We start from the raw sequence: 24,215 nt of genomic DNA, 5'->3' as shown, positions 1-24,215 counted from the left end.
ACACCGATACCATTTTTAAGAATAATGGACGAGGAACTCCAACGAGTCGTTTAAATTCCCCATCATTAAATCGAGTTAAATTTTCATATTTAATGGGGCTAGTATAAACAATTTTTTACTTTCGCAAGAGATCTATTGATTTACAGTTTTATAATCAGCACATCCAGCTAGATACTTTCTCCCCATACCATTCCATGATTTTTACACGCTCATCCCAATACTGCGCTCGGTTATACGCCGAGCGAATTCTATTCTGGGGTACATGAGCAAGCTGGCGTTCAATGGCATCTGAATTAAACAGATTCGATTCGTTTAAGACTGTACTGAATAGCGATCTAAAACCATGTGTGGTCATTCGACCTGCATAACCTGAACGTTTGATCACAGCCAAAATAGACTCGCTACGCATTGATTCTTTGTTATTCAAACGATGTGGAAATAGCAGTTCCTGATTATGGGTAAGTCTCAAAGCCTGAAGCTCAGCAATCATCATGTCCGTCAACGGCACACGATGCGGCAGTCGATTCTTCATCCGCTCTTCAGGGATATCCCACTTACGTCCTTCTAGATCAAATTCTTCCCAGCGTGCTTGCAGCAACTCACTAACCCGAACGCCTGTCAGCATGATCAGAATAATGGCATGATGCGTTTGAGCATCACTTGGGTATGCTCTTACCTTTCTTAAAAATTCAGGCATTTCAGAGGCCGAAAGCGAAGCTAGGTTTTTGACCCGTTTATTCTTGAGGGCATAAACTAAATCCCCTGCCGGGTTGTCATAGCGGTATCCATGGGCAATAGCGTATTTCATGACCATCCCGCAACGAGATAAGGTACGTTTTGCAATTTCAAGCGAGCCTCTTGCCTCAATCTTCTTAATGATTTGCAGAATCTCAGGAGCCTGAATCTGATTAATACGCTTATTAGCAAGAGCAATATAAAGCTCATTCAATGAAGCTCGTACATTACTGATATGTTTGGATGACCAGGTTTCTTTTTGATTATTGAACCAATCTTCTGCAACTTCTTTGAAATAGGGCTTTAAGTCTTCATGCAATACTGAACGCGAGTATCTATGCTTAAGCTCATATGCAAGCTCCCTTGCCTTTTTTAAGCTTAAATCTGGATATGGACCAAGCGACTCAGACTTACGTTCACCATGGACAGTGACGCGCACATTCCAATATTTTTGACCTTTGGTGGTAATGATAAGGGATAAACCATGTGAATCTGAAAGACGATACTGTTTGTCTTTCGGTTGTGCTTTTCTGCATTCAGTATCTGTAAGTGGCATGTCAATTACCCATAATTGATGTATTAATTTCTGGGTAAATTTTCCCAATATTTACCCACAAAGAGCAAATATGGGGTCAAATGGGATCAGACTATATCGGACAAACAGGCATAAAAAAAAGCCTTTAAACATTGAGTTTAAAGGCTTTTTTAGATTCTGATGGATTACTTCGGAAAGAATTTTGGTGGAGGTGGCGGGAGTTGAACCCGCGTCCGCCAGCACTACGCTCGAGAATACTACATGCTTAGATATCGTCTATTGTTTTAACTCTTTGTGACCCGACGAACAGGGTACAAATCGCGATCCTCTTAATTTAGTACAAAGCCCCGAGGCTTGGCTTTATACGGACTTGTGTGCGTGCGCTTCAGTCGGACTCTCTAACCACAAGTATTCGGAGAGGCGGACAAGCTGCCCTTAGGCAGCTAGAGCGTATGATTCGTCGTTTGCGACTAAAAAATGCAAATTTGATTTACGAGAGAAAATGCGCTCTCGGCATGCATCTATGAGTTTCATCACCAGCGTCGAAGCCAGAAACACCCCCAAAGTACAAGGCAATCATAGCATAAATGTCAAAAATTACGATGTATTTTCTGAACATTTACACAACTTGATGCGCTTAATTACATTATTGCGCTAATATTTTACTTTTCAAGCCAAATAACAGAAAAATTATGAGCTATTTACTGGCACTAGATCAGGGAACTACGTCAAGTCGGGCCATTATTTTTAATGAACATGGACAAGTTCAGGCAACGGCTCAACGTGAAACGCATATCCACACCCCACATTCAGGCTGGGTGGAACAGGATGCACAGGAAATCTGGAGCTCACAGATTGCGGTGGTACAGCAAGCTTTAGCGACTGCAGGTATTCTGGCAAAAGATATTAGAGCCCTTGGCCTGACTAACCAGCGTGAAACCACTGTAGTCTGGGATCGTCGAAACGGCAAACCGCTCGCCCCGGCAATCGTCTGGCAGGACCGTCGTACGTCTGATTGGTGTAACCGGCTGATTGAACAAGGCCTGATGTCCAAAATTCAGCAAAAAACCGGCCTACGGATTGATCCTTATTTTAGTGCGGGAAAATTGGTCTGGTTTTTAGAGTATGTCGAGGGAGTACGGGCACTCGCTGAACAAGGCCATGTGGCATTTGGTACGATCGATAGCTGGCTGATCTGGAATCTGACCCAAGGCGCAGAGCACGTCATTGAAGCCAGTAACGCTTCTCGTACCATGTTGATGAATCTGCAGCAACAGTCGTGGGATGAAGAGCTACTCGAGCTGTTTAATATCCCTGCTTCGGTCTTACCGAAAATTATTTCTTCTGATTGTTATGTCGCTGACACTGCTTCTGGCTTACTGGGGGCCAATATTCCCATTACCGGAATTTTGGGGGATCAGCAGTCTGCCCTGTTTGGCCAGTCCTGTTTTGAGGTGGGCAGTGCTAAAAACACCTATGGTACTGGCTGCTTTATGCTGTTCAATACCGGACATAATATTCAGCTTAGCCAGAACAAGCTGCTTTCTACTCTTGCCTGGCAAGCCCAGGACCAAACTACCTATGCGCTCGAAGGCAGCGTATTTATGGCTGGTGCTGTAGTGCAATGGTTACGTGATGGCCTCGGAATTATTCAAAAAAGCAGTGATGTGGAAAAACTGGCGCATCAGGTCGAGCATAGTGACGGCGTGGTTCTGGTTCCGGCATTTACCGGACTGGGCGCGCCGCATTGGGATAGTGAAGCACGTGCCCTACTCTGTGGCATGTCACGCGGTACGACCAAAGCGCATATCGCTCGTGCAGCCCTTGAATCTATTGCCTTTCAGGTATCGGATGTGCTCAGTGCGATGCAGTCTGATATTGCACATCCACTTAAAGAACTGCGGGTTGATGGTGGTGCCAGCAGCAATGACATGCTAATGCAATTTCAGGCCGATATTCTGAATGTACCGGTACTGCGTCCGAAAATGCTAGAAGCTACTGCCTGGGGCGCAGCCGCTATGGCCGGATTAAAAGCTGGGGTATTTTCAAACCTGGATGAAATTTCCCAGTCCTGGCAGCTGAACCGTGCTTTTGAACCCAAAATGCAAAATGACGAAAGAGAAATGCATTTAGCCAAATGGCAAAATGCCTTGAAACGGGCTAAATCTGATCTCTAAATCCTCTAGGTTCATATTTGATCATTATAAAAAAAGCACTGTTAAACAGTGCTTTTTAATTTCCTCATTTCACGATTTTATTAATAGGCATAAGACGCAATTGCAGTTGCAATCGCCTTATCTTCATCATTGACCATGGTCATGCGCATGGTGCAGCCCTTACGCCCCAAACGTAAGGTTTCTGCACGTGCAATAAAATATTTGCCACGTCCAGGCGCCAGATAATCCACCCGCATATCGACCGTCGCCAGACGCGACACTTTTTTAATGGTATCTGCAATCGTTTCCGGTTCAGCTTTTTTATACAGTTCGCCCATGGCCACAATACCACCGACGCTATCCAGTACAGTTGCAGCCAGACCGCCATGCAGAATCTGGAAAGCCACATTACCAATCATGAAATCCTGCATTTCTACATAGGCCTCAATCTGGCCCTCGACCACCCGCATGGTCATGCCGTTATGCTTAAAAAAAGGAGAGCTATTAAAAGCATGTACCAGCTGGTTCAGGACTACATCAATATCCACTTTCGAGCCCAGATGTATATTACCGGTCCAGTTTCTCTCTGTCTTACTCATCACTTTGCCCGAATCCACCACAATAAAAAACCGCTAATTTATGCCCAAAAATTTGAGTTAGGGCTACAATAGAGGCCTAGTTTAATACTGATTACTGAGATTTTTATGACTTATACGTTCAATCGTCCCGCGTTTCCTGCAACTCGCATGCGTCGTATTCGTAAAAATGAACATTTACGTTCGATGGTTCGTGAAACCCATCTCGCGGCAGATCATCTCATTTATCCAGTATTTGTCCTGCCAGGACAAAACCAGACCCAAGATATTCCAAGTATGCCGAATATCCAGCGTCTGTCAGCGGACTTGTTGTTAAAAAAATCAGAACGTCTACTGGAACTCGGTGTCAATAAACTGGCGCTATTTCCGGTCACCCCACAAGAAGATAAAAGCCTGACTGCAGAAGCTGCGTGGCGTGAAGATGGTCTGGTACAAAACACCTTGCGTTTATTGAAAAAAGAACTGCCAGAAATGGTGCTGATTACTGACGGCGCATTAGACCCGTATACCACACATGGTCAGGATGGCATTATTGATGAGAACGGTTATGTCTTAAATGATGAAACGGTCGAGTGCCTGATTAAACAGGGCTTGAGCCATGCCGAAGCCGGTGCAGATGTGTTTGCTCCAAGTGACATGATGGATGGCCGGATCGGTGCGATTCGTCAGGCCTTTGAGCAAAATGGTCATATCTATACTTCGATCATGGCCTATTCAGCCAAATATGCATCAAGTTTCTATGGTCCGTTCCGTGATGCAGTCGGTTCTGCTAGCAATTTAAAAGGCGGCAATAAATACAATTACCAGATGGATGTCGGTAACCGTGCTGAAGCCCTGCATGAAATTGCGCTGGATATTCAGGAAGGTGCAGACATGGTGATTGTTAAACCGGGCATGCCTTATCTGGATATCGTCCGCGAAGTCAAAGACACTTTTGGCGTACCAACCTTTGTCTATCAGGTCAGTGGCGAATACGCGATGCTGGCTGCGGCAATTCAAAATGGCTGGTTATCTGATAGCGTCATTTTAGAATCATTGATGAGCTGTCGTCGTGCCGGTGCAGATGGTATCTGGACCTATTTTGCTGAAGAAGCTGCGCTTAAACTGAAAGACATGAAGTAAAAGGATTTCGGCGCAATGCATATTGCCATTGTCGGCGCTGGCATCACCGGTTTGATGTCGGCGCTGGAACTGCTTGAACAGGGATGTTCTGTTACCCTTTTTGATCAACAGGCCGCCGGACAGGCTGCATCCTGGGCTGGAGGAGGAATCCTTTCCCCGATGTATCCGTGGCGTTATCCCGCTGCTGTAAATGCTCTGGCTCGACATGCCAAACCCATGTATCAGGACTGGAATCAAAAACTGCAACCTTTCACTGGCATCGATTTCCAGATTCATGAAACAGGTATGCTGATTTTTGATGAATCCGATTTTGAAATCGGTTTAAGTTATGCCAAAACACATCAGGATCCGCAGCAACAGGCAGAATTGCTTGATCAGGCTAAACTGCAACAGATCAATCCAAGAATTAATCAGAGCAAATTCAAGCAGGCGATTTATTTCCCTGAACTGGCGAATATCCGTAATCCACGGTTATTACAGTCGATCATTCACTATTTGAAGCAGCATCCTCGTGTCACCTGGCAAGAAGACTGTAAAATCACTCGGCTCAATATTCAGCAAGGCTGTGTAAAAAGTATCTCAGATGAACATAGCCAGGTTTTTCAGGCAGATCAATATGTGTTCACAACCGGAGCATGGTCGCAACACTGGTCACAGCAACTTGGTTTGGAAATTCCGGTACAGCCGGTTCAGGGCCAGATGCTGCTGTTTAAAACGCCAGAAAACTGGCTGCCGACCATGTGCATGCATAAGGTGATGTACCTGATTCCACGTCAGGATGGACATGTTTTATGTGGTTCCAGTATGCGTCAGGTCGGTTTTGACACCTCGCCTTCTAGCGAAATCCGGCAGGATATTTTACAGGCGTGTATCGAGATGGTACTGGAACTGGCAGATTTTCCGCTGGTCAAGCAATGGGCCGGATTAAGACCCAGCTCACCCGATGGTATTCCCTATATTGGCAAAATTCCCAAGCTACATAATGCCTGGGCCAATTTTGGACATTTCCGGAATGGTTTATGCATGGGGCCGGCATCAGGCAAACTACTCGCTCAACTCATCCTTAAACAAATGCCAATCGTTGATCCAGCTCCTTATGATCCTGTCCGTTTATTAGAGCCCAGTCGTTTAGTGCTTTAGGATATTATCCAGTGCTTCTTTCAGAGTTGGATAATGAAACTGGAATCCAGCCTCCTGCAAGGCTTTGGACTGTACATACTGACCGTTTAAGACCAGTTGTGACTGTTCTCCCAGCATCATTTTCAGACTGCATGCGGGTAGTGGAAGTAAGGGTTTGCGCTTCAGAATCTGGGCCGCAGTTCGTGCAAACTGGGCCTGACTACTTTTTTCTGGCGCGACCACATTAAAGATCTGCTCGGCTGTATCCTCAAGTATCAAGAATTCAATCGCACGCAGCACATCCTCTAGATGCACCCAGGTCACTGGCTGACGTCCATGACCAATCCGCCCAAACAGATTCAGCTTAATCGGCAATAGCATCTGCGGAAGAATCCCACCACCTTTGCCAAACACCACCGCAAAGCGAACAATCTTGGTGTTCTGGTTAGTATAGGACAAGGCCAGCTGCTCCCACTTCGCACAGAGTTCGGACATAAAAATATCTTGTGGCGGACTTTGCTCCGTGCAGACCTGTTCCCAGCGCTCATTGGGGTCAATGCCATAATAGCCAACGGCCGATGTTGAAATAATCCGTTTCGGTCTAATCTGATTTTTTTCTAAATAATCAAATAAATGTCTGGTGGTATCTAAACGGCTATTCAGCAATTTCTTTTTACGCGCTGCCGTCCAGCGGCCTTGACCAATACTTTCGCCAGCCAGATTGACCACATAATCAATCTGATGCTGTTTTAATTCATCCAGCTGGTTAATCCAATGAAAGTCCGGATGTGGTTCACGTTTATTTTTCTGACGGGTCAGACCAACCACCCGATAATCCCGTTCCAGTAAAAAATGCACGAGATGACTGCCAATAAAACCACTCGCTCCCGTCAACAGCACTACAGGTTTATACATTCGTCATTCTTCGCCTTATTATTTTCTTGGTTTAAATTATACGCCACTCATCTTCAGCTTTTTAAACCAAGAAGATCTTTGTAGTGGAGAATTTGTATCTTTCATCATTCAATTAATTTATGAAGATCGGGTCACAAAATGATTCATCTATATTCACTGAGGCGAATGGCCAAACATTTTCTCTGCCATACGCTGGGCCTGCTTGCCATAAAACCAGTAGGTCAGCAGATACAGCGGAATTGCGATCATCAGGAACATGATCAGCACAATACTCATAAATTGTGGCTGCTGTAGATACAGCAAGAAGTCCTGCCAGGCATTCGGATTGGAACGGGTGGCAATGATAATACCGAGCAAGAGAAATAATAAATTATATCCCCAGTAAATCAGGCTAAAACCGAGAGTGAATTTTTTACGCTCTGCCTGGGTCGGCGCACGTTTTTGCTGTTTTAGAAATTTAAAAAGCACCCAAATCATGGCCACCAGATACGGAACAATCGTCAAAACTGCACCCATGCCCATCGGCAGCAAGGCTGCCAGTACACCGCAAATACAGGTAAAAATAAAACATATAACGAAAAACCAGATAAAATAACGACTTAGTGGCAACATATGCATGACTCAGTGATCTTCAACAAGCTAGTATAAAAAAAATCAGGTTTTTTTTCATTTTATTGTCAACCATCCACTACAGGGTGACGTTATATAGGGTACAAGGTACAAAAATTTGGACTGGCATCCACGAATTTTTGCTGACCTTTAGAGCTAAAGCAATAAGTCCAGTGTACAGGGAAATTTTGAATAGCAGCCAAAATCTTCATGTAACACAAATTTGACCGACGATTTCATCATCACTCGAATCGTCGGTTTTTATTTTTTAAAATCCCTATTTCTAAAATCTGAGGGCTTGCAGAACCTTTAATATCTGATGATCTGGATACAACCGTCCATTAATATCCATACTGATCAAAATAAATTCAGCCTCCAAATCACAAACAATTCACTGAAATATCGATTTCAAGTAGATTTTTACCTGTGCTTTTTCCTATAGTAGCAAGGCAGATATCTTGGGGTTCATTACATGGCAGTTCATTTTCTTCACACTTCCGATTGGCATCTGGGACAATTTTTCCATAACCATGACCGTGAATTTGAACATGCGCAGTTTTTGACTTGGCTACTTGAGCAAATTAAAGCAAAGCAACCGCATGCCTTGCTGATTGCCGGCGATATTTTTGATGTGATCAATCCCGCTTCCAGTGCGCAAAGACAGCTATACCAGTTTCTGGCCGATGCCCACGATCTGGCGCCACATATGCAGACCCTGATGATTGCAGGCAATCATGATTCCGGTTACCGGATTGAGCAGGTTGAACCCTTGCTGGCCAAATTTAATGCCAAAGCAGTGGGAATTGTAGGCCGCACTGCAGAAAATACCCTGAATCTGGATCGGCTGCTTATTCCTATTTATGATCAGGATAAAAATATCATCGCTTGGTGTCTGACCCTGCCTTATTTACGCAGTGCTGAAATTACCGGACTGAATGAACATACCAGTACTAGCCAGAACGCGATCAGTTATCTGCATCAACAACTGATTGCCGAAGCCAAAGCACGCAAACAGCCACATCAGGCACTGATTTTAATGTCACATGTGCACATGCAAGGTGGTGAGACCTCAGACTCCGAACGTCCAATTATTGTTGGCAATGAAGAGGCCCTGTCGACGGCGCTGTTTGATGATGTGATTGATTATGTCGCGCTGGGGCATTTGCATAAACCACAAAAAGTCGGTCAGCCGCATATTCGTTATAGTGGTTCCCCAATCCCTTTGTCATTTAGTGAGATTAATTATAAGCATCAAATAGTTGAAGTCAGAATTGACCCTCAATTAGAAGATGAGGCACGTTTTCAGTTTGAAGCTTTGCTTATTCCACGCAGTGTAAGCCTGCATCGACTTCGTGGTGAACTCAATGAAATCTTTGAGCAGATTCGAACCCTTGAACATGGGGAAATTGAAGCAATTGATCAACGTGAATATATCGATATTGAATATCATACGGCAACGCCACCTCCACCCAATTTAAGACAAACTTTTGAAGATGCACTTCCGCCGAACCGCTATCGACTGGTGCGCATTTCACGTCAATATCAAGCTATTAATCTTGATGATGCACAAGCTCAGAAGATCCATTTAGAGCCGCCAACACCCAAAAGACTATTTGAACAGCTTTGGCTCAAACAGGGTTACAGCGCCGATGATTCGGTGCTGAAAGATTTCCTCAGCCTGATTATTGAGGCGGAAAAAAGTATTGATGCTAATGAAACACCATAAGGATATGCCATGAAAATTTTATCTATTCGTATAAAAAATTTGGCATCGCTTGCAGGTGAACATTTTATTGATTTTGAAAGCAATCCACTTGCCAGTGCAGGCTTAATCGCAATTGTCGGTAAAACAGGTGCCGGAAAGTCCACGATTCTGGATGCAATGTGTTTGGCACTGTTCAATCGTGTACCTCGTTTAAAAGATAGCGATGGCAAACTGACTGATATCGATGGTTCTGAACTTCTCACCAATTCCCCATTGACTGTTTTGCGTCGCGGTACAGGCATTGGTTTTGCCGAACTGAGTTTTGTTGCACAAGATCAAAAAGTATATTCAGCTCGCTGGGAAATTAAACGTGCACGTGAAAATCCCACAGGCAAATTGCAAAGTGTGCAACGTTCACTGAAATGTCTGAGTGATGGCAATATTCTTGCCGATAAAGCCAAAGCGGTAGAAGCTAAAATTCTACAAATTACTCAGCTGAGTTTTGAGCAATTTACCCGTGCCGTTTTATTGGCTCAATCTGAAGTGACCGCATTTTTAAAATCACGGGATACTGAACGTGGTGAACTGCTCGAATATCTGACCAACTCCAGTATTTTTGGCAAAATTGGTCAATTGGCATATGAAAAAACCAAGGAAATCGCCAATCAGCGCAAAGCTTTAGAAGTCAGACTCGGTGATATTGAAACTTTGTCGGAAGAAGATTTAGCGACTATAAGCGATCAATTCAATACAATCTGTACTGAATACAAAAAATTAGAACAAGAAAAATCGGCACTCGAAAAAAACCAGCGATGGTTTGAACAAAAGCAAAAGCTGGAAAATGATGTTCAGCAACGACAGCGTCAGCATGTGGAGCAACAACAAAAATTTGATTTACTGAATACAGAACGTGGCCGTCTAAAACAACTCGAAGTTTTTGCATCCATCCGTCCAAGTATGATCCAGCAAGAAAAAACACAAACAGAATTAGCTCGGTTAAAATCTCAAATTCAAAGTACTGAACTACAGTTTCATACCATTCAGCAAGTTTTTGAGCAAAAACAGACTGCATTTAAACAGATTGATGAACAACTCAAAGCGCTACAGCATTTTGAACACACCCATCAGCACCGTATTGACCAAGTCCGTCACTGTATTCAAGAACGTGAATTCATTGGTAAACAGTTTGTTAAAGCAAAATCTGTATTGGACGAGTTTCAAAAAGAGTTACAGCCCTTAATCCTTGTACAAACTCAGCTACACAAGGAATTAGCGCAATTCAAGTCAGATCAGCAAAAACAAACCGAACAGTTGAATCAAACGATGCAACTAAGCAGTTTAGATGATGGACTTTCTGCGCATCTCACACAGTTACAACGATTTATTCAGCATTACCAAAGTTTTGAAAAACAATATGGCGATATTGCTTCTGCTAGAACCGATTTAAGTCAGAAAAAGCAGCAATTGGAATCACTACAACAACAGTATGGCGATGACCAAAAAATTGATCACCAACTATTAGAACTTCGTCGCGATCAGGCAAAAAATTTGGAGCAACAACATCAATTTAGTTTAATTCAAAATCAATTTAAACAATGGCTACAACAACGCTCTGAACAGCATCAACTGCAAACAACGTGCAATGCGCTCGCACAGCAGAGTGCCCAAAGTAAAATCCAAGTTGATTTGCAAGAACAGCAATACCAAACCCATAAACTTGAACGTGAAAACTTACAACGCATGCTGCAACAACAGCGCTTATTACATGCTGAAAATATTGAGAAATTACGCGAGCAATTGATTGATGGAGAAGCATGTTTAGTCTGTGGTAGTTTACATCATCCATTTAAAACTGACCTTTCTGCACTATCGAGTAAACTCGTCAATTTGCAAGAGCAACAAGAGCAGCAAGCGATTCAAATCGAACAAGACAGTTTTAATGCTTGGCAAAAGAGTCAGCAATTACACACACAGCAAACAGCATCTTTGAGCGAGCAGCAAAAACGTCTCGATGATTTAAATATTCAACATCAACAGCATGAACAGGCACTTTATCAAAGCTTCAAAAATGCCCAAATTCAAATAGACTTAACCCAAAAATCTGAACAGATTGAACAACAATTGCTTCAAGTCAATCAAATCCTGCAACAAGAAAAAATAACACTTGAGGAAAATATCAAACAACTCGATGAGGTTGAAAAAACACAACGGAATTTAACCCAAAATATTCAGCAGATATCACAACAACTGTCGATCGTTCAACAAGCTGAACAGAATATTCAATACCTTCTAGACCTGCTCACTGCTGAGCAACGAAATGCTTGGCATAAGCAAACCTTAACTGTTGCACAACACATTGCGCAACAATTGCATGAGCGTCAGCACCTGTTGCAGAATCTTGAGACTTTAAATCAGCAACTGAATGAGAAAGCTCAACTACTCGCTCAAAAAAATAACGAGATACAAGCTAAAAATAATCAGATTGAACTCGCTGAAAAAGATAAAATTGAATTTGAGCGTCAAGGACAAGAGAACAAGGAACTTGCCGTTCAGCTTATTTTTGAGATGACTCAAACTTGGGTCGATAAACCACATGAATGGCTGACTCAACACGATGAACAGCGTAAAAATTTACAGCTGCAATATCAGAAAATACAACAAAGTTTCGAAACAGCTCGTCAACAATTTGATAGCCAACAACGGCAGCTTGATCAACTCAAAATTCAGTTGGCTCAACTTGAAACACAGCATCATGCTTGTGTTTTAGAAATCGAACACTGGTTAAATCAAAATTTAGATTTTAATCATGCTTTGATTTCACAATTAAGCCTCATTTCAACTGAAGAAACTCAAAAACTACGTCAACATATTAAAGATATCGAACATGCCTTGGTCGATGCAGCATCCGCCCTGAAAACCACACAACATCTGCTCGCACAACATTTACAAACTCAACCTGAAGTACAAATCTTACAGATTGAGCGTGCCATTGAACTGAACCTTAAAGCTTTAGCAGAGCGACAAGAACAGCGTGACCAACTTAAGACCAAGTTAGATGTTCACTACTCGAACCTAGATAAGCAAAAACAATTTGCTGAACAAATTCAGCAAATTCAAACTGAAGAATATCGCTGGAATAAAATTTCCAGTCTTATGGGGGATGCCACAGGCAAAAAATTCCGTGATTATGCGCAGCAATATAACCTTGATATTTTGCTTGAATTTGCCAATCAGCAACTCGCGATGCTGTCTCAGCGTTACACCTTAAAACGTTTAGACAACTCACTCAGTCTTGCCATTATTGACCATGATATGGATGGTGAAACCCGTTCTGTTTCATCGCTTTCTGGGGGTGAGTCATTCTTGACCGCCCTTGCCTTGTCTTTAGCAATTGCCAATATGGCTTCAGGCTCCATGAAAATAGAATCCCTTTTTATCGATGAAGGTTTTGGCACCCTTGATGCATCTTCATTACATATGGTGATGAATGCACTTGATCAGTTACAAAGTCAGGGACGTAAAGTGGTCGTAATCTCACATATTCAGGAAATGCATGAACGGATTCCAGTACAGATCCAGGTCAAGCCTGTTGGTGCAGGCGCCAGTACCATTCAGATTATAGGTTAGCGATGATTCACTCTGCCCCGAACACGCTCTCGCCCTATTTCAGCTTACAGCTTGAGAGCCTACGGGGTATCAGTGCCATTGTGGTGTTATTCAGTCATTGCTTTCAGGCATTTATTGCGCCTTTCGATACCAGCATTTATTCATGGATACGCCTGCTTGGACAGGCTGCAGTCATGATTTTCTTTGCCTTAAGTGGCTATCTGATCGGCTATTCGATCCAGCACAACATTCATCAGCATGGTCAGTTCAATCTGCACCGTTATGCTCGACAGCGTTGCAGCAGAATTTTACCACCCTTTCTGTTTGCCATGGGGTTGACCCTGGTTCTCTATCTACTCGCTCCACTATTATTTGCCAGCCATACTCATGCTTTTCAACACAGTTTTGGCATGATGATCCGGACTGACTATAATGTAGACATGATGGAATTTTTTGGTTCGCTGCTATTTTTGAATGGCTTTGTAACACCAACGGTTTCAGCCAATGCTGCACTCTGGAGCCTGAGCTATGAAGTGTGGTTTTATGTGCTGGCCGGATTCCTACCTTTTTTAAAAAATTCGGAAATCGCCAAAATCGGATTTTTTATGGTTCTGGCTATACTGTCATTACTGAACATCCAGTTTTTTATTTATTTTCTGGTCTGGCTTAGTGCCTTTGCCTGTTCATTTCGATATATCCAGCTACGTTTTTTAAACCGCTTACAATCGGTCAAATTAGCCCTAGTCGGCTTGGCATTTCTAATTGCCTGTTTTGATGCTTACCAGTTTCAGATGATCGATGAAACCCAGCAATACCGCGCTGCGAATTTCACCCCTTTTAATTTCTGTGTGGGTCTGGCCTTTAGCTGCTGGCTGGTACAGCTCCAGTATCAACGCAGTCATTATCATGCGGTCTGGGTTCAATCCGCAGACTTTTCCTATACCTTGTATGTCACCCATTTCCCCTTACTTTTATTTATTTTGGGCTGTATTCCGGCAACTTTAGGCTATGGTCTGGGTGGAGCAGTTTTAGCCTTGCTTACGAGCATGTTCGGCATAATAGTCTTTGCCTGGCTGATGGCTAAATGGCTCGAACCAGCCAGAAAAAAAGCGTTATCCAATACCCTGCGATAACGTTTTGCTGCAAAAAACTGACATTAGTAGTTTATACATCTTTTTTAGGCCGTGCACCAAATAGGGCTGTGCCAACACGAACCATGGTAGAACCCGCAGCAATCGCTTCGGTCATATCCGCAGACATGCCCATACTTAAAGTATCCCAATCTTCAGGATGTGCATGCTGAACTTTGACTGCATCAAATAAAACTTTGGCATCACCAAAGGATTGAGGATTATTCGGTGCTGGAATCACCATCAGGCCACGTAAACGCACATTCGGTAGTTGGCTGATCTGTGCCACTAAATCTGCAACTTCTGCCGGCTGGCAACCATCTTTGGTATCCTGACCATCAATATTCACCTGAATACAGATATTTAGTGCAGGCTGATCATCTCCACGCTGATTTGATAAGCGCTCGGCAATAATTAGGCGATCGACTCCATGTACCCAGGCAAAATTTTCTGCCAGAGCCTTGGTTTTGTTGCGCTGCACATGTCCAATAAAATGCCACTCAATCTCCAGCTCTTTCAGTGCCGTGATTTTTTCCAGCGCTTCCTGCAAATAGTTTTCACCAAAAGCACGTTGCCCGGCCTGATACATCTCTGCCAGCACGCTGCTCGGCTGGGTCTTGGAAACGGCAAGCAGTTGCACCGCATCTGCTTCGCGGCCGGCCTCAACACAGGCAGTTTCAATTTGCACTAAGACCTGATTTCGTGACTGTTGCAACATATTCATTGATGGGGTTCTCATTTCATTCATCTTTTTTTCCCTTGCCCATGAACTAAGTGTTGGTTAAGCTGTGGGAAAGCCTTATTATTCTATCAAAATAATTAACATTTTAATGAACTCGGGGACCTTATGGATATCACAGAATTGTTGGCATTTTCTGCTAAAAATGGTGCGTCGGATTTACACTTGTCTGCGGGCTTACCGCCAATGATTCGTGTCGATGGGGAAGTTCGTCGCATCAACCTGCCTGCACTGGAACATAAAGAAGTACACAAACTGGTGTACGATATTATGAACGACAAGCAACGCCGTGATTTTGAAGAAAATCTGGAAACTGACTTTTCTTTTGAAGTGCCTGGCGTGGCGCGTTTCCGTGTCAACGCATTTAACCAGAACCGCGGTGCCGGTGCAGTATTCCGTACCATTCCCTCTAAAGTCCTGACGCTTGAAGATCTGGGCATGGGACAGATTTTTAAAGATATCTGTGAATATCCACGTGGTCTGGTACTGGTCACAGGTCCAACCGGTTCGGGTAAATCAACCACCTTGGCGGCGATGCTGGATTATATTAATGACAACCGCTATGACCACATTCTGACCGTTGAAGACCCAATCGAATTTGTGCATCAGTCCAAGAAATGTCTGATTAACCAGCGTGAAGTGCATCGTGATACGCATGGCTTTAATGAAGCATTGCGTTCGGCACTGCGTGAAGACCCGGATATTATTCTGGTCGGTGAGATGCGTGACCTTGAAACCATTCGTCTGGCATTAACTGCCGCAGAAACCGGTCACTTAGTATTTGGTACGCTGCATACCACCTCAGCGGCCAAAACCATTGACCGTGTGATCGACGTATTCCCTGCCGAAGAAAAAGACATGGTACGCGCCATGTTATCTGAATCCCTACAAGCCGTAGTTTCACAGGCTCTACTGAAGAAAAATGGCGGTGGGCGTGTCGCAGCGCATGAAATAATGATCGGTATTCCGGCGATCCGTAACCTGATCCGTGAAAACAAAGTCGCACAAATGTACTCAGCAATTCAGACCGGTGCCAACTATGGCATGACCACGCTGGATCAGACACTAAAAACGCTAGTGTCCAAAGGTTTGATCAGCCCGCAAGTTGCACGTACTGCAGCCAAACAGCCAGAAGCATTTTTATAAAAAAATTGAATTGTATTGGGGTTTATATACATGGATTTTAACGGCTTACTCGATTATATGGTGGAGAAAAAAGCATCGGATCTGTTCATTACTGCCGATGTCGAACCGTCCATCAAGATTAATGGGCAGATTTTACCGATTGGTTCGGTAAAATTACCCGGTGCGGCAGTAGGACAACTGCTCCATTCCATCATGACCGAAAAGCAGCGTAAAGAATTTGCTGACAGTCGTGAATGTAACTTTGCCATCAGCACGCCGGATAAAAGTGCCCGCTTCCGTGTCAGTGCCTTTCAGCAACGAGATCAACCGGGGATGGTGCTGCGTCGGATTGAAACTGTTATTCCCACGATGGATGAACTCAAGTTACCGCCGATTCTAAAAGAACTGGCGATGACCAAACGTGGCATCATTATTTTTGTCGGGGCAACGGGTACCGGTAAATCAACCTCGCTGGCGTCTTTGGTCGGTTATCGTAATGAAAATTCCAAAGGTCATATCATTACCATTGAAGATCCGATCGAATTTATTCACCAGCATAAGGGCTGTATTATCACCCAGCGTGAAGTCGGCATCGATACTGATTCATTTGAAATTGCCCTGAAAAATACCCTGCGTCAGGCACCAGACGTGATTCTGATCGGTGAGATCCGTTCACGTGAAACCATGGATTATGCGATTGCCTTTGCCGAAACCGGTCATCTGGTCTTTGCTACCCTGCACGCCAACAACGCCAACCAAGCGATTGACCGGATTATCCATTTCTTCGAAGCAGACCGACATAATCAGCTGTTCATGGACTTGTCCCTGAACATGAAAGCCATTGTGGCACAGCAACTGATTCCAACCATCGATGGTAATGGTCGCCGTGCAGCGATTGAGATTCTGATTAACTCACCACTGATTGCCGACTTGATTCGTAAAGGTGATGTGCATGAGATCAAGGATCTGATGAAGCGTTCCCGTGAACTGGGCATGCAGACCTTCGATCAGGCGCTCTATGATCTGTATAAAGCCAAACAGATCAGCTATAAAGATGCGCTGAAACATGCGGATTCACCTAATGATTTGCGTCTGCAAATCAAGCTGTCAGAAGAAGGTGGCAGCCACTTATTACGTGCGCATTCCAATATTACCTTTGATGGTCAGTCCTGATCATCTTGAAGGCATAAAAAAACAGGCTTCGCATGAAGCCTGTTTTTTTATGTTTGAACCAAAGCTCAAATTATTTTTTACGGAACACTTCCTGACAGGCAGGCGCATCGCAATAACCATACAGATTCAGTGAGTGACCGGTTAATTCAAAACCAAATTTTTCAGCAACATCATGCTGCTCTTTTTCAATCGTGTCATTAATAAATTCAACAACTTTGCTGCAATTTAAACATACTAGGTGATCGTGGTGATCTTCCTGCATAATTTCAAAAACTGAATGATTATTTTCAAAATTATGACGTTCGATGATGCCCGCTGCTTCAAACTGCGTTAACACACGATACACAGTTGCTAAACCTACATCTTCGCCCTGATCGAGTAAAGTCTTGTAAATATCTTCCGCACTTAAATGATGTTGTTTTGAATTTTCTAGTAATTCTAATATTTTAATTCGTGGAAGGGTAACTTTCAGTCCAGCTTTTCGTAAATCTTGGTTTGAAATAGTCATGTAAAAAGGTCTCTCAACAAAATCAAAGTTGGAATATGCAACAAAGTTTAGATGCAGTATGATCTATCCTTGGATCAAATGCATCATAATTAATTTGGGATAGTTTAGCAAAATGCAAAAAATCATGTTGACGTTATTCGTCACTTCATTGCTCGTCGGCTGTTCGACATTAGGTGTTTATAAAGTAGATATTCCACAAGGAACCCCTTTAACCCAAGCACAAGCCGCTAAAATTCAGGTAGGAATGAGCCATCAACAGGTGCGTTTCTTACTGGGCAGTCCAACAGTAAGCGATCCACTGAATCCTTTACGTTGGGACTACATCTATAACTATACCCCAGGAACCTACGCTAAAAAAGCCAAGATCCCGGCAGCCCAAGGCCAGCATTTGAAAATCTACTTTAACCAGTCTGGTATCGTAGAACGTGTTGAAGGTCTGGAGACGATTCCAGAATCTCAACCCGGCTTACCAGGATCAAAAGAAGCGATTTTAAATGCTCCTCCACTATAGTCGGTTTCACATGAAAAAGCCCCTGAATCATCAGGGGCTTTTTTAATTAAGCTGATTGATTGAGCAGATCATTGAAACTACTGCTCATTCAAGCCGCTCTCTATTCGGAAGATGGTTTCAGCTTTTTTAAAAGATTGCCTCTGGCATAACGACCCACCGGATTTTTCTCGGCGCGTTTACGTCGGATGTCTTTAGGATTGATGGTCAGTGCTCGGTAAATTTCCACCCTGTCACCTGCTGCCAGTGGCTGCTGCTGATCTTGCAAGCGCACGCCAAAAATGCCCAGAGATAACAGTTCAGGCAAGTCGACCTGCTCACGGATTCCACTTTGCTCAATCGCGTCCAGTGCCGTCATGCCAGGCTGAAATGACACGGCTAGATGAAATTGTTTTTCTGGCGTCGCATATGCCACCCAAATCATCGCCTCACTCATCAGACGAATTGTCCTAATACAGCAATGATTGCCAGAATAATCCCCACCGGCAACACTACACGCACTGCAATACGCCAGATGTTATAAAACGCTTCAGAGCTGAAATTCATTGATTTACGCAAATGACTGATCTTCATGATCCAGCCAGCAAATAATGCATAGATCAAACAAATCAATAAGCCCCAGACGAGCAAGACCACATTGAAAATTGGGCTTAGATTTGGAATAGCCCAGATCAGCGTGACCGCCACCACAATTGCCCATTGAATTGCAGGATGAAGCTGGCGTTGCTGTAATTGTTCACGTGCCATTTGCAGAATTAATGCGGCAGCTGCCACCATTGCTGCGACCAGAGTAAATGCAGGAATTTGTGCTTGTACGGCAAAGAAAGTAAATGCAATGACAGCAACGAGCTGCGCAATCCAGATCGGCAATACCGTCTTGCTGGCGACATCCTGTTGTTGTACAGCGCTCAGGCTAGATTGCCAGTACAAGCCCATGCCCAGACCACTTGCGACCAAAGCCAATACGGTGGCATTGCCCCATTCCGAGAACTCGACTGGCGTGACTTGCCATGCAGGTAGCGCAGTTCCCATCACATTGGCCAGAACCAGAGACGCCAATACACCAATCGTTGTAACCACTAATAAAATTTGACGTGGCAGTAGTGACAAGGCTAAAGCAGCTATCACCAATCCAATCAACAGAAGATTCGGTGCAAGATCAATTGCAGCAACCGCCAGAACATTGCTGGCATTGTTCAGCATGGCACCGGCCAAAAACGGAATAAAAATCACACTTAACCAGCCAACAATACGCCATTTCTGTGACGCATCCGCTTCACGGGTCAGCGTCGACAGCGCCTGTAATGGCGTTGTTTTGGAGCGCTTGGCCAAAGCAATTTCCAAGTAGCAGACTGGAAGCGCCAGAATCAGCATGGTGGCTAACCAGAGCATCCAGAAATCCAGCTGACGATCAATCTGTATACCGGTTATCGGTGCGAGCGTCGCGATGATAATAAACGATAAACAGAAAGCCATCAGCGGCGATAACCATTTTGACATAGCATTGTCCTGCATGATGCATTCCTATAAAAATCTAGCGCTATTTTGCCTTGTGAAGCGGTGAAAATCAAAAACAAAAAGCAAACCACTATGACAGTGATTTGCTGCGCAAAAATTATAATTAGATTTTAATTTTTGTTATCTCGTTACGTCTTTTATTATGAGAAGAAACGAGCGAACCAGTTTTTACCTGTTTTCTTTTCTTTTTCCTTGATGATCCCCATCATATTTTCTTTCACGGCACCGACATAATCGGCGTCATCGTGCTGAATATGGTTAATCAGCCATTTCGATAATACTTCGTGCAGCTCTGATTCAATGGACTGTCCCAGTTCAAAACGGTCACGATAAGACTCGATTTTTTTAATAAACAGGTCATGCACACGTTTATGCGGCACCCGATATTTATAGCCGGCTTCTTCCTGAAGAGATTCCTCAAAGGTGAAATGCGACTGGGTATAATCAATAATATTGTCGAGAATCTGTTTAATACGGGCACGCTCGGTATTGGCATCAATTCCATCAATTTCGTTGATATAATCGAGAATTCGTTTGTGCTGATCGTCAATCACATCGATACCAGTATTATAATCTGGAACCCATTTCATTTTCATTACGACCACCTATAAATATTAAGGACTTATAACGTGAAAATGAGCATATAGCGTATTGATTCAAATAAAAATGAAGCAAATTAGTCGGCTTTCCGCCTAAATCCGGCTTTTTCATTTTAAGTTTCTGTTATATATAATTAAAAATAATTTATCCTGAGTAAAAGGCTAAGATATTAATTAACCAAAATCCGCAATAAACCTTTATTTATTCTTAGATTTTTTCTTATTTTTTAAATATAAAAAAACGGAGTTTAAACTCCGTCTTTAATCGCATTTCAATATTGATCAGCTCGCGTGACGCGTTTTAAGGAAGGATCAAGACGTTCACGTTCCAGACGTTCAACATGCGTCAACTGAGAACGTACTTTCGCCCCATGCTGAAACAGGATCATTTCACCGGGCTGGAAGGCAGTCCATTCTTCATTCTGGGTCAATGGTTCAGTGGTAATCACTGCGACGCGATCTTCAGGGGTCGTGACCTGACTAAAGTCCACTTCGACATCAATATCAATCAGCTGAGCCGGTCTAAACGGGTATTCACGTACCAGCCAGTGGAGTTTAGTAATCGCATAGCTAAACAGCGCCTGACCATTCGACAGGCAGAAATTAAAGGTGCCATGCTCCGCGATTGCAGGTGAAATTTCAGCTAGAAGATCGAAAACCTGATCCAGTTTCGGCTCATGATAGCCAAAGCGTTTCACCAGTTGATCCAGCAGGTAACAGAAGGCACGCTCACTGTCGGTATTTCCGACTGGGGTAAAGCGCCCTGACAGTTCAGGAAAATAATCATATAAATCGCCATTATGGGCAAAAATCCATTGCCGCCCCCAAAGTTCACGGCTAAAAGGATGCGAGTTTTCCAGATTAATTTTGCCTTGGGTCGCTTTACGGATATGGGCAATCACATTGCGTGATTTGATTGGATAATTACGTACCAGCTCGGCAATCGGTGATTCAATCGCGGACTGGTTATCGACGAACAGACGGCAGGCTTTATCTTCAAAGAAAGCAATCCCGAAACCATCCGCATGATCAGAGGTAATGCCCGCCCGCTGGGAAAACCCGCGAAAAGAAAAAGTAATATCCGTCGGGGTGGCACAATTCATTCCGAGCAGTTGGCACATGGTCTGGTTTCAGCTCTCTATTTACTTAGAAGCTTATTGTGCATGACTGTCCCAGTCATTTCAAATAGGTGGCTATAAGAAATCCAAATAAAAAAGAGTCTCTATTGAGACTCTTTTTCGCAAAAATTGGCTTAAGAACGATGCGGATTGGCACGATTGGTAATGAGGGTGCCCACACCATGATCGGTGAAAATTTCTAGTAAGCTGGCATGAGGTACACGGCCATCCACGATATGTGCACTTACGACGCCGCCTTTTACCGCATCCAGCGCACAACCGACCTTTGGAATCATGCCGCCATAAATCACGCCAGTTTCGATCAGACGATCGACTTCTTGAGTGGTCAAACCAGTCAACAGGTTTTTATTTTCATCCAAGACACCGGTGATATTGGTGAGTAGAATCAGCTTTTCTGCACCTAGGGCTTCAGCGACTTTACCAGCGACCAAATCAGCATTGATATTATAGGTATTGCCTTCTTCATCGACACCTAGCGGGGCAATGACTGGAATAAAGTCACTATTGGTAAACATTTCCAGAACATCGGTTTTCACGCCAACGACTTCACCGACCAGACCCAGATCAATTTGCTCAACTGAACCATCTTCAGCCACTTTTTCCATCAGCAGCTTTTGCGCACGAATCAGGTTGCCGTCTTTACCGGTAAGACCAATCGCACGACCACCATGCTGGTTAATCAGGTTCACGATAGATTTGTTAACGCTACCGCCAAGTACCATCTCGACTACTTCCATGGTCGCAGGATCAGTCACGCGCATGCCGTCAATACGGTCTGATTCGCGGCCCAGCTGTTTCAGCATGGAATCGACTTGCGGGCCACCACCATGTACCACGATCGGATTAATACCGACTGTTTTTAATAATACGATATCACGTGCAAATGAACTTTCCAGCTCAGGGTCGGTCATCGCGTTACCGCCGTATTTTACCACCAGGGTTTTACCCGCAAAGCGTTGAATATACGGCAAAGCTTCTGTCAAAATCTGTGCTTTGTCGATGCCTGTTTGTTGATTTGACATTCGCCTCTCCTTATTGAGCATCTAAAATGTCTTGAGCGATCTCTGGATAACGGTCACGCAACATGGCTACAAACAGATGACGAATTTCATTTAGACCTTGGGCATTATTGGCATCAAAGCGCACTGTGAAATACTCACCTGTATTGGATGCTCGAATGATGCCAAAACCATCCTCAAAATCAAGACGTATCCCATCAATTTTACTGATTTGCGCATTAATTCTTGCGGATTGTTGTTCAACGAAGTTTAAAAGCTCAACAGGACGTACTTGACGCGTTGAAATATAAAGATCTTCAGTACCATGTCGTTTTGGATAAGCCGCCAAGGCCTGCGCGAGAGTTTGCCCCGTTTGGTCGAGATATTCCATGACTCTGAGCGCTGCATAGAGGCCATCATCATAGCCCCAGCCGCGACCATCATTAAAGACATAATGTCCGGCATATTCCCCACCAAAAATCGCCTGATGCTGAGAGTGGTTCAGATAAGTTCTGAGAAATGAACTGCCGGTACGAATCATCACCGGTTCCCCGCCCAGACGTTGCACTGTATCGCGAACCAGAGTTGAACATTTCACATCATAAACAAATTGGCGTGGTGCTGAATCGCTTAGGCAAATTTCGGCAAACAGACATAATAACTGATCGGCTGTGATAATCTGACCCTGTTCATCAATCAGAACCAAGCGATCGCCATCACCGTCCAAGGCAATACCGAGATCAGCCTGCTGTTGCATGACGGTTTGACGTAAAGTCTCAAGATGTTTGTCTTGCGAAGGATCCGGCGCATGATCCGGAAAATGTCCATTCGCCTCACAACGTAAAGCAATCACTTCACAGCCCATTTTTCTGAGTACCAAGTCAGCACAACGTCCGGCTGAGCCATGCAGACCATCCAGAATCACTTTAAATGAGCGCTTTAATTGAATATCTTCTAATATTCCCTGCTGATACTGCAGGCAAAACTCTGGAATAATCTGATGCGGCAGTTCAGCTAAAGTAATTAGCTGGCTATCGCAATGTGACTTTGCCAGTTGGGCCACCTGTTGAATCATCTCAGGACAAGGTGGTTCACCATCAATAATCCATTTAATACCATTATCTTCTTTAGGATTATGACTGGCAGTGACCATAATGCCATTGCCATCAAACTGGCGTGCGGTGAAATATAGCATTGGGCTGGAACAACAACCTACAATAGTGGCTTCCAGCGAATAATCTTTAAAAATACGGGCAATCGTGTCGGCAAAAGCCGGACTACTGATGCGTGCATCATAACCAATGGCGACACGTGTCTGTCCCGCAGTCTGATACTGCTGGGCTAAACCGTGGGCAATTGCATCAATGATCCCGGCACCTAATAGACTGACTTTACCGCGTATGTCATAGGCACGAAAGATATGCATGGGGAATGGATGATTCATAGATCCCATAAAAATGTCTTTTCACTATTCATTAAAATAAGGAGATTTAAAATGATGATTTCATCATAATGACTTTAAACATTTGTTTTTGTTTTAAGACCCGCTATTTTTAAACGATTTCAATGTAACAATCAATTATAAAAATATAATAGATCTCTTGCGAAAGTTAATTTAAGAGCGTCCAGTTCACCATTCCAGCAATTAAATTCATTCTTAGACCAAATCGTTTCCGTCTA

The 24,215-nt window shown here is 43.7% G+C and carries 21 protein-coding genes, 1 other RNA gene and 1 pseudogene; 9 read left to right on the top strand and 14 right to left on the bottom strand.

Features of this window, described 5'->3' with window-relative positions:
* The 3 genes and pseudogenes from NI464_RS14075 to ssrA form a co-directional block, all read right to left on the bottom strand.
* Window positions 1-94, bottom strand: a pseudogene (locus NI464_RS14075) (IS5/IS1182 family transposase); the annotation flags it as partial.
* A 60-nt stretch (window positions 95-154) separates the two neighbouring features.
* Complete coding sequence (locus NI464_RS14070) at window positions 155-1,291, bottom strand: tyrosine-type recombinase/integrase (RefSeq protein ID WP_253139172.1); 1,137 nt, start codon at window positions 1,289-1,291, stop codon at window positions 155-157.
* A gap of 182 nt (window positions 1,292-1,473) precedes the next feature.
* Window positions 1,474-1,832, bottom strand: a transfer-messenger RNA (tmRNA) gene (gene ssrA / locus NI464_RS14065).
* A gap of 130 nt (window positions 1,833-1,962) precedes the next feature.
* Here ssrA and glpK point away from each other — a divergent pair.
* On the top strand, window positions 1,963-3,447 hold the full coding sequence (gene glpK, locus NI464_RS14060; RefSeq protein WP_253139169.1) for a glycerol kinase GlpK: 1,485 nt from the start codon (window positions 1,963-1,965) through the stop codon (window positions 3,445-3,447).
* Window positions 3,448-3,527: 80 nt separating this feature from the next.
* Here glpK and NI464_RS14055 read toward each other — a convergent pair whose 3' ends face one another.
* Window positions 3,528-4,025, bottom strand: coding sequence for a thioesterase family protein (locus tag NI464_RS14055; RefSeq protein WP_004646146.1), 498 nt, complete (start codon window positions 4,023-4,025; stop codon window positions 3,528-3,530).
* A 105-nt stretch (window positions 4,026-4,130) separates the two neighbouring features.
* Between NI464_RS14055 and hemB the strand changes: the two genes are divergently transcribed.
* Window positions 4,131-5,144, top strand: a complete 1,014-nt coding sequence (gene hemB, locus NI464_RS14050) for a porphobilinogen synthase (protein ID WP_004646145.1) — start codon at window positions 4,131-4,133, stop codon at window positions 5,142-5,144.
* Between the two features lie 15 nt (window positions 5,145-5,159).
* Entirely contained in the window at window positions 5,160-6,284 is a 1,125-nt protein-coding gene (gene thiO / locus NI464_RS14045) for a glycine oxidase ThiO (RefSeq protein ID WP_253139164.1), read from the top strand.
* Here thiO and NI464_RS14040 read toward each other — a convergent pair.
* On the bottom strand, window positions 6,273-7,178 hold the full coding sequence (locus NI464_RS14040) for a TIGR01777 family oxidoreductase (protein ID WP_153566756.1): 906 nt from the start codon (window positions 7,176-7,178) through the stop codon (window positions 6,273-6,275). The two genes, thiO and NI464_RS14040, sit on opposite strands and share 12 nt — an antisense overlap.
* Window positions 7,179-7,331: 153 nt before the next feature.
* Window positions 7,332-7,790 (bottom strand): ABZJ_00895 family protein, encoded by a 459-nt coding sequence (locus tag NI464_RS14035; RefSeq protein ID WP_253139161.1) that lies wholly within the window; start codon window positions 7,788-7,790, stop codon window positions 7,332-7,334.
* A 469-nt stretch (window positions 7,791-8,259) separates the two neighbouring features.
* On the opposite strand from NI464_RS14035, the gene NI464_RS14030 reads away from it, so the two are divergent.
* From NI464_RS14030 to NI464_RS14020, 3 genes are read left to right on the top strand one after another with little or no spacing between them, the layout of a single operon-like run.
* Window positions 8,260-9,513 carry an exonuclease SbcCD subunit D gene (locus NI464_RS14030; protein ID WP_253139158.1) on the top strand — a complete coding sequence of 418 codons (1,254 nt, stop codon included), beginning with the start codon at window positions 8,260-8,262 and terminating at the stop codon, window positions 9,511-9,513.
* Window positions 9,514-9,522: 9 nt separating this feature from the next.
* Window positions 9,523-13,119, top strand: a complete 3,597-nt coding sequence (locus NI464_RS14025; protein WP_253139155.1) for an AAA family ATPase — start codon at window positions 9,523-9,525, stop codon at window positions 13,117-13,119.
* 2 nt (window positions 13,120-13,121) lie between these two features.
* The gene (locus NI464_RS14020) at window positions 13,122-14,231 is read left to right on the top strand and encodes an acyltransferase family protein (protein WP_276534892.1); all 1,110 of its coding nucleotides are present in this window, start codon (window positions 13,122-13,124) and stop codon (window positions 14,229-14,231) included.
* 31 nt (window positions 14,232-14,262) lie between these two features.
* On the opposite strand, the gene NI464_RS14015 is transcribed toward NI464_RS14020, so the two are convergent.
* On the bottom strand, window positions 14,263-14,952 hold the full coding sequence (locus NI464_RS14015) for a YggS family pyridoxal phosphate-dependent enzyme (RefSeq protein ID WP_005247098.1): 690 nt from the start codon (window positions 14,950-14,952) through the stop codon (window positions 14,263-14,265).
* A gap of 123 nt (window positions 14,953-15,075) precedes the next feature.
* Here NI464_RS14015 and NI464_RS14010 point away from each other — a divergent pair, with 123 nt between their 5' ends.
* A complete protein-coding gene (locus NI464_RS14010) occupies window positions 15,076-16,113 on the top strand; it encodes a type IV pilus twitching motility protein PilT (protein ID WP_004279279.1) in 1,038 nt (345 codons plus the stop codon).
* A gap of 30 nt (window positions 16,114-16,143) precedes the next feature.
* Complete coding sequence (locus NI464_RS14005) at window positions 16,144-17,265, top strand: PilT/PilU family type 4a pilus ATPase (RefSeq protein WP_004279277.1); 1,122 nt, start codon at window positions 16,144-16,146, stop codon at window positions 17,263-17,265.
* 70 nt (window positions 17,266-17,335) lie between these two features.
* On the opposite strand, the gene fur is transcribed toward NI464_RS14005, so the two are convergent.
* Window positions 17,336-17,773 carry a ferric iron uptake transcriptional regulator gene (gene fur, locus NI464_RS14000; protein WP_004279276.1) on the bottom strand — a complete coding sequence of 146 codons (438 nt, stop codon included), beginning with the start codon at window positions 17,771-17,773 and terminating at the stop codon, window positions 17,336-17,338.
* A 112-nt stretch (window positions 17,774-17,885) separates the two neighbouring features.
* Here fur and NI464_RS13995 point away from each other — a divergent pair, with 112 nt between their 5' ends.
* The gene (locus NI464_RS13995; protein ID WP_004279275.1) at window positions 17,886-18,284 is read left to right on the top strand and encodes an outer membrane protein assembly factor BamE; all 399 of its coding nucleotides are present in this window, start codon (window positions 17,886-17,888) and stop codon (window positions 18,282-18,284) included.
* A gap of 100 nt (window positions 18,285-18,384) precedes the next feature.
* On the opposite strand, the gene NI464_RS13990 is transcribed toward NI464_RS13995, so the two are convergent.
* From NI464_RS13990 to NI464_RS13965, 6 genes are all read right to left on the bottom strand, one after another.
* Window positions 18,385-18,717, bottom strand: coding sequence for an RnfH family protein (locus NI464_RS13990; RefSeq protein WP_253102069.1), 333 nt, complete (start codon window positions 18,715-18,717; stop codon window positions 18,385-18,387).
* Window positions 18,717-19,796 (bottom strand): hypothetical protein, encoded by a 1,080-nt coding sequence (locus tag NI464_RS13985; protein WP_253139152.1) that lies wholly within the window; start codon window positions 19,794-19,796, stop codon window positions 18,717-18,719. Before NI464_RS13985 ends, NI464_RS13990 begins: the two co-directional genes overlap by 1 nt.
* Window positions 19,797-19,939: 143 nt before the next feature.
* On the bottom strand, window positions 19,940-20,395 hold the full coding sequence (locus NI464_RS13980) for a bacteriohemerythrin (protein WP_005247102.1): 456 nt from the start codon (window positions 20,393-20,395) through the stop codon (window positions 19,940-19,942).
* A 275-nt stretch (window positions 20,396-20,670) separates the two neighbouring features.
* Entirely contained in the window at window positions 20,671-21,519 is an 849-nt protein-coding gene (locus tag NI464_RS13975; protein WP_004730575.1) for a class II glutamine amidotransferase, read from the bottom strand.
* Between the two features lie 131 nt (window positions 21,520-21,650).
* Window positions 21,651-22,559, bottom strand: coding sequence for an acetylglutamate kinase (gene argB / locus NI464_RS13970; protein ID WP_253139149.1), 909 nt, complete (start codon window positions 22,557-22,559; stop codon window positions 21,651-21,653).
* A 10-nt stretch (window positions 22,560-22,569) separates the two neighbouring features.
* A complete protein-coding gene (locus tag NI464_RS13965) occupies window positions 22,570-23,988 on the bottom strand; it encodes a phosphomannomutase/phosphoglucomutase (RefSeq protein WP_253139146.1) in 1,419 nt (472 codons plus the stop codon).
* Window positions 23,989-24,215: the final 227 nt, after the last annotated feature.

The organism is Acinetobacter lwoffii (assembly GCF_024129685.1).
GTDB lineage: Bacteria > Pseudomonadota > Gammaproteobacteria > Pseudomonadales > Moraxellaceae > Acinetobacter > Acinetobacter lwoffii_X.
Note: the sequence above shows the minus strand (reverse complement) of the source record. Positions and strands in the feature narration are given on the sequence as shown.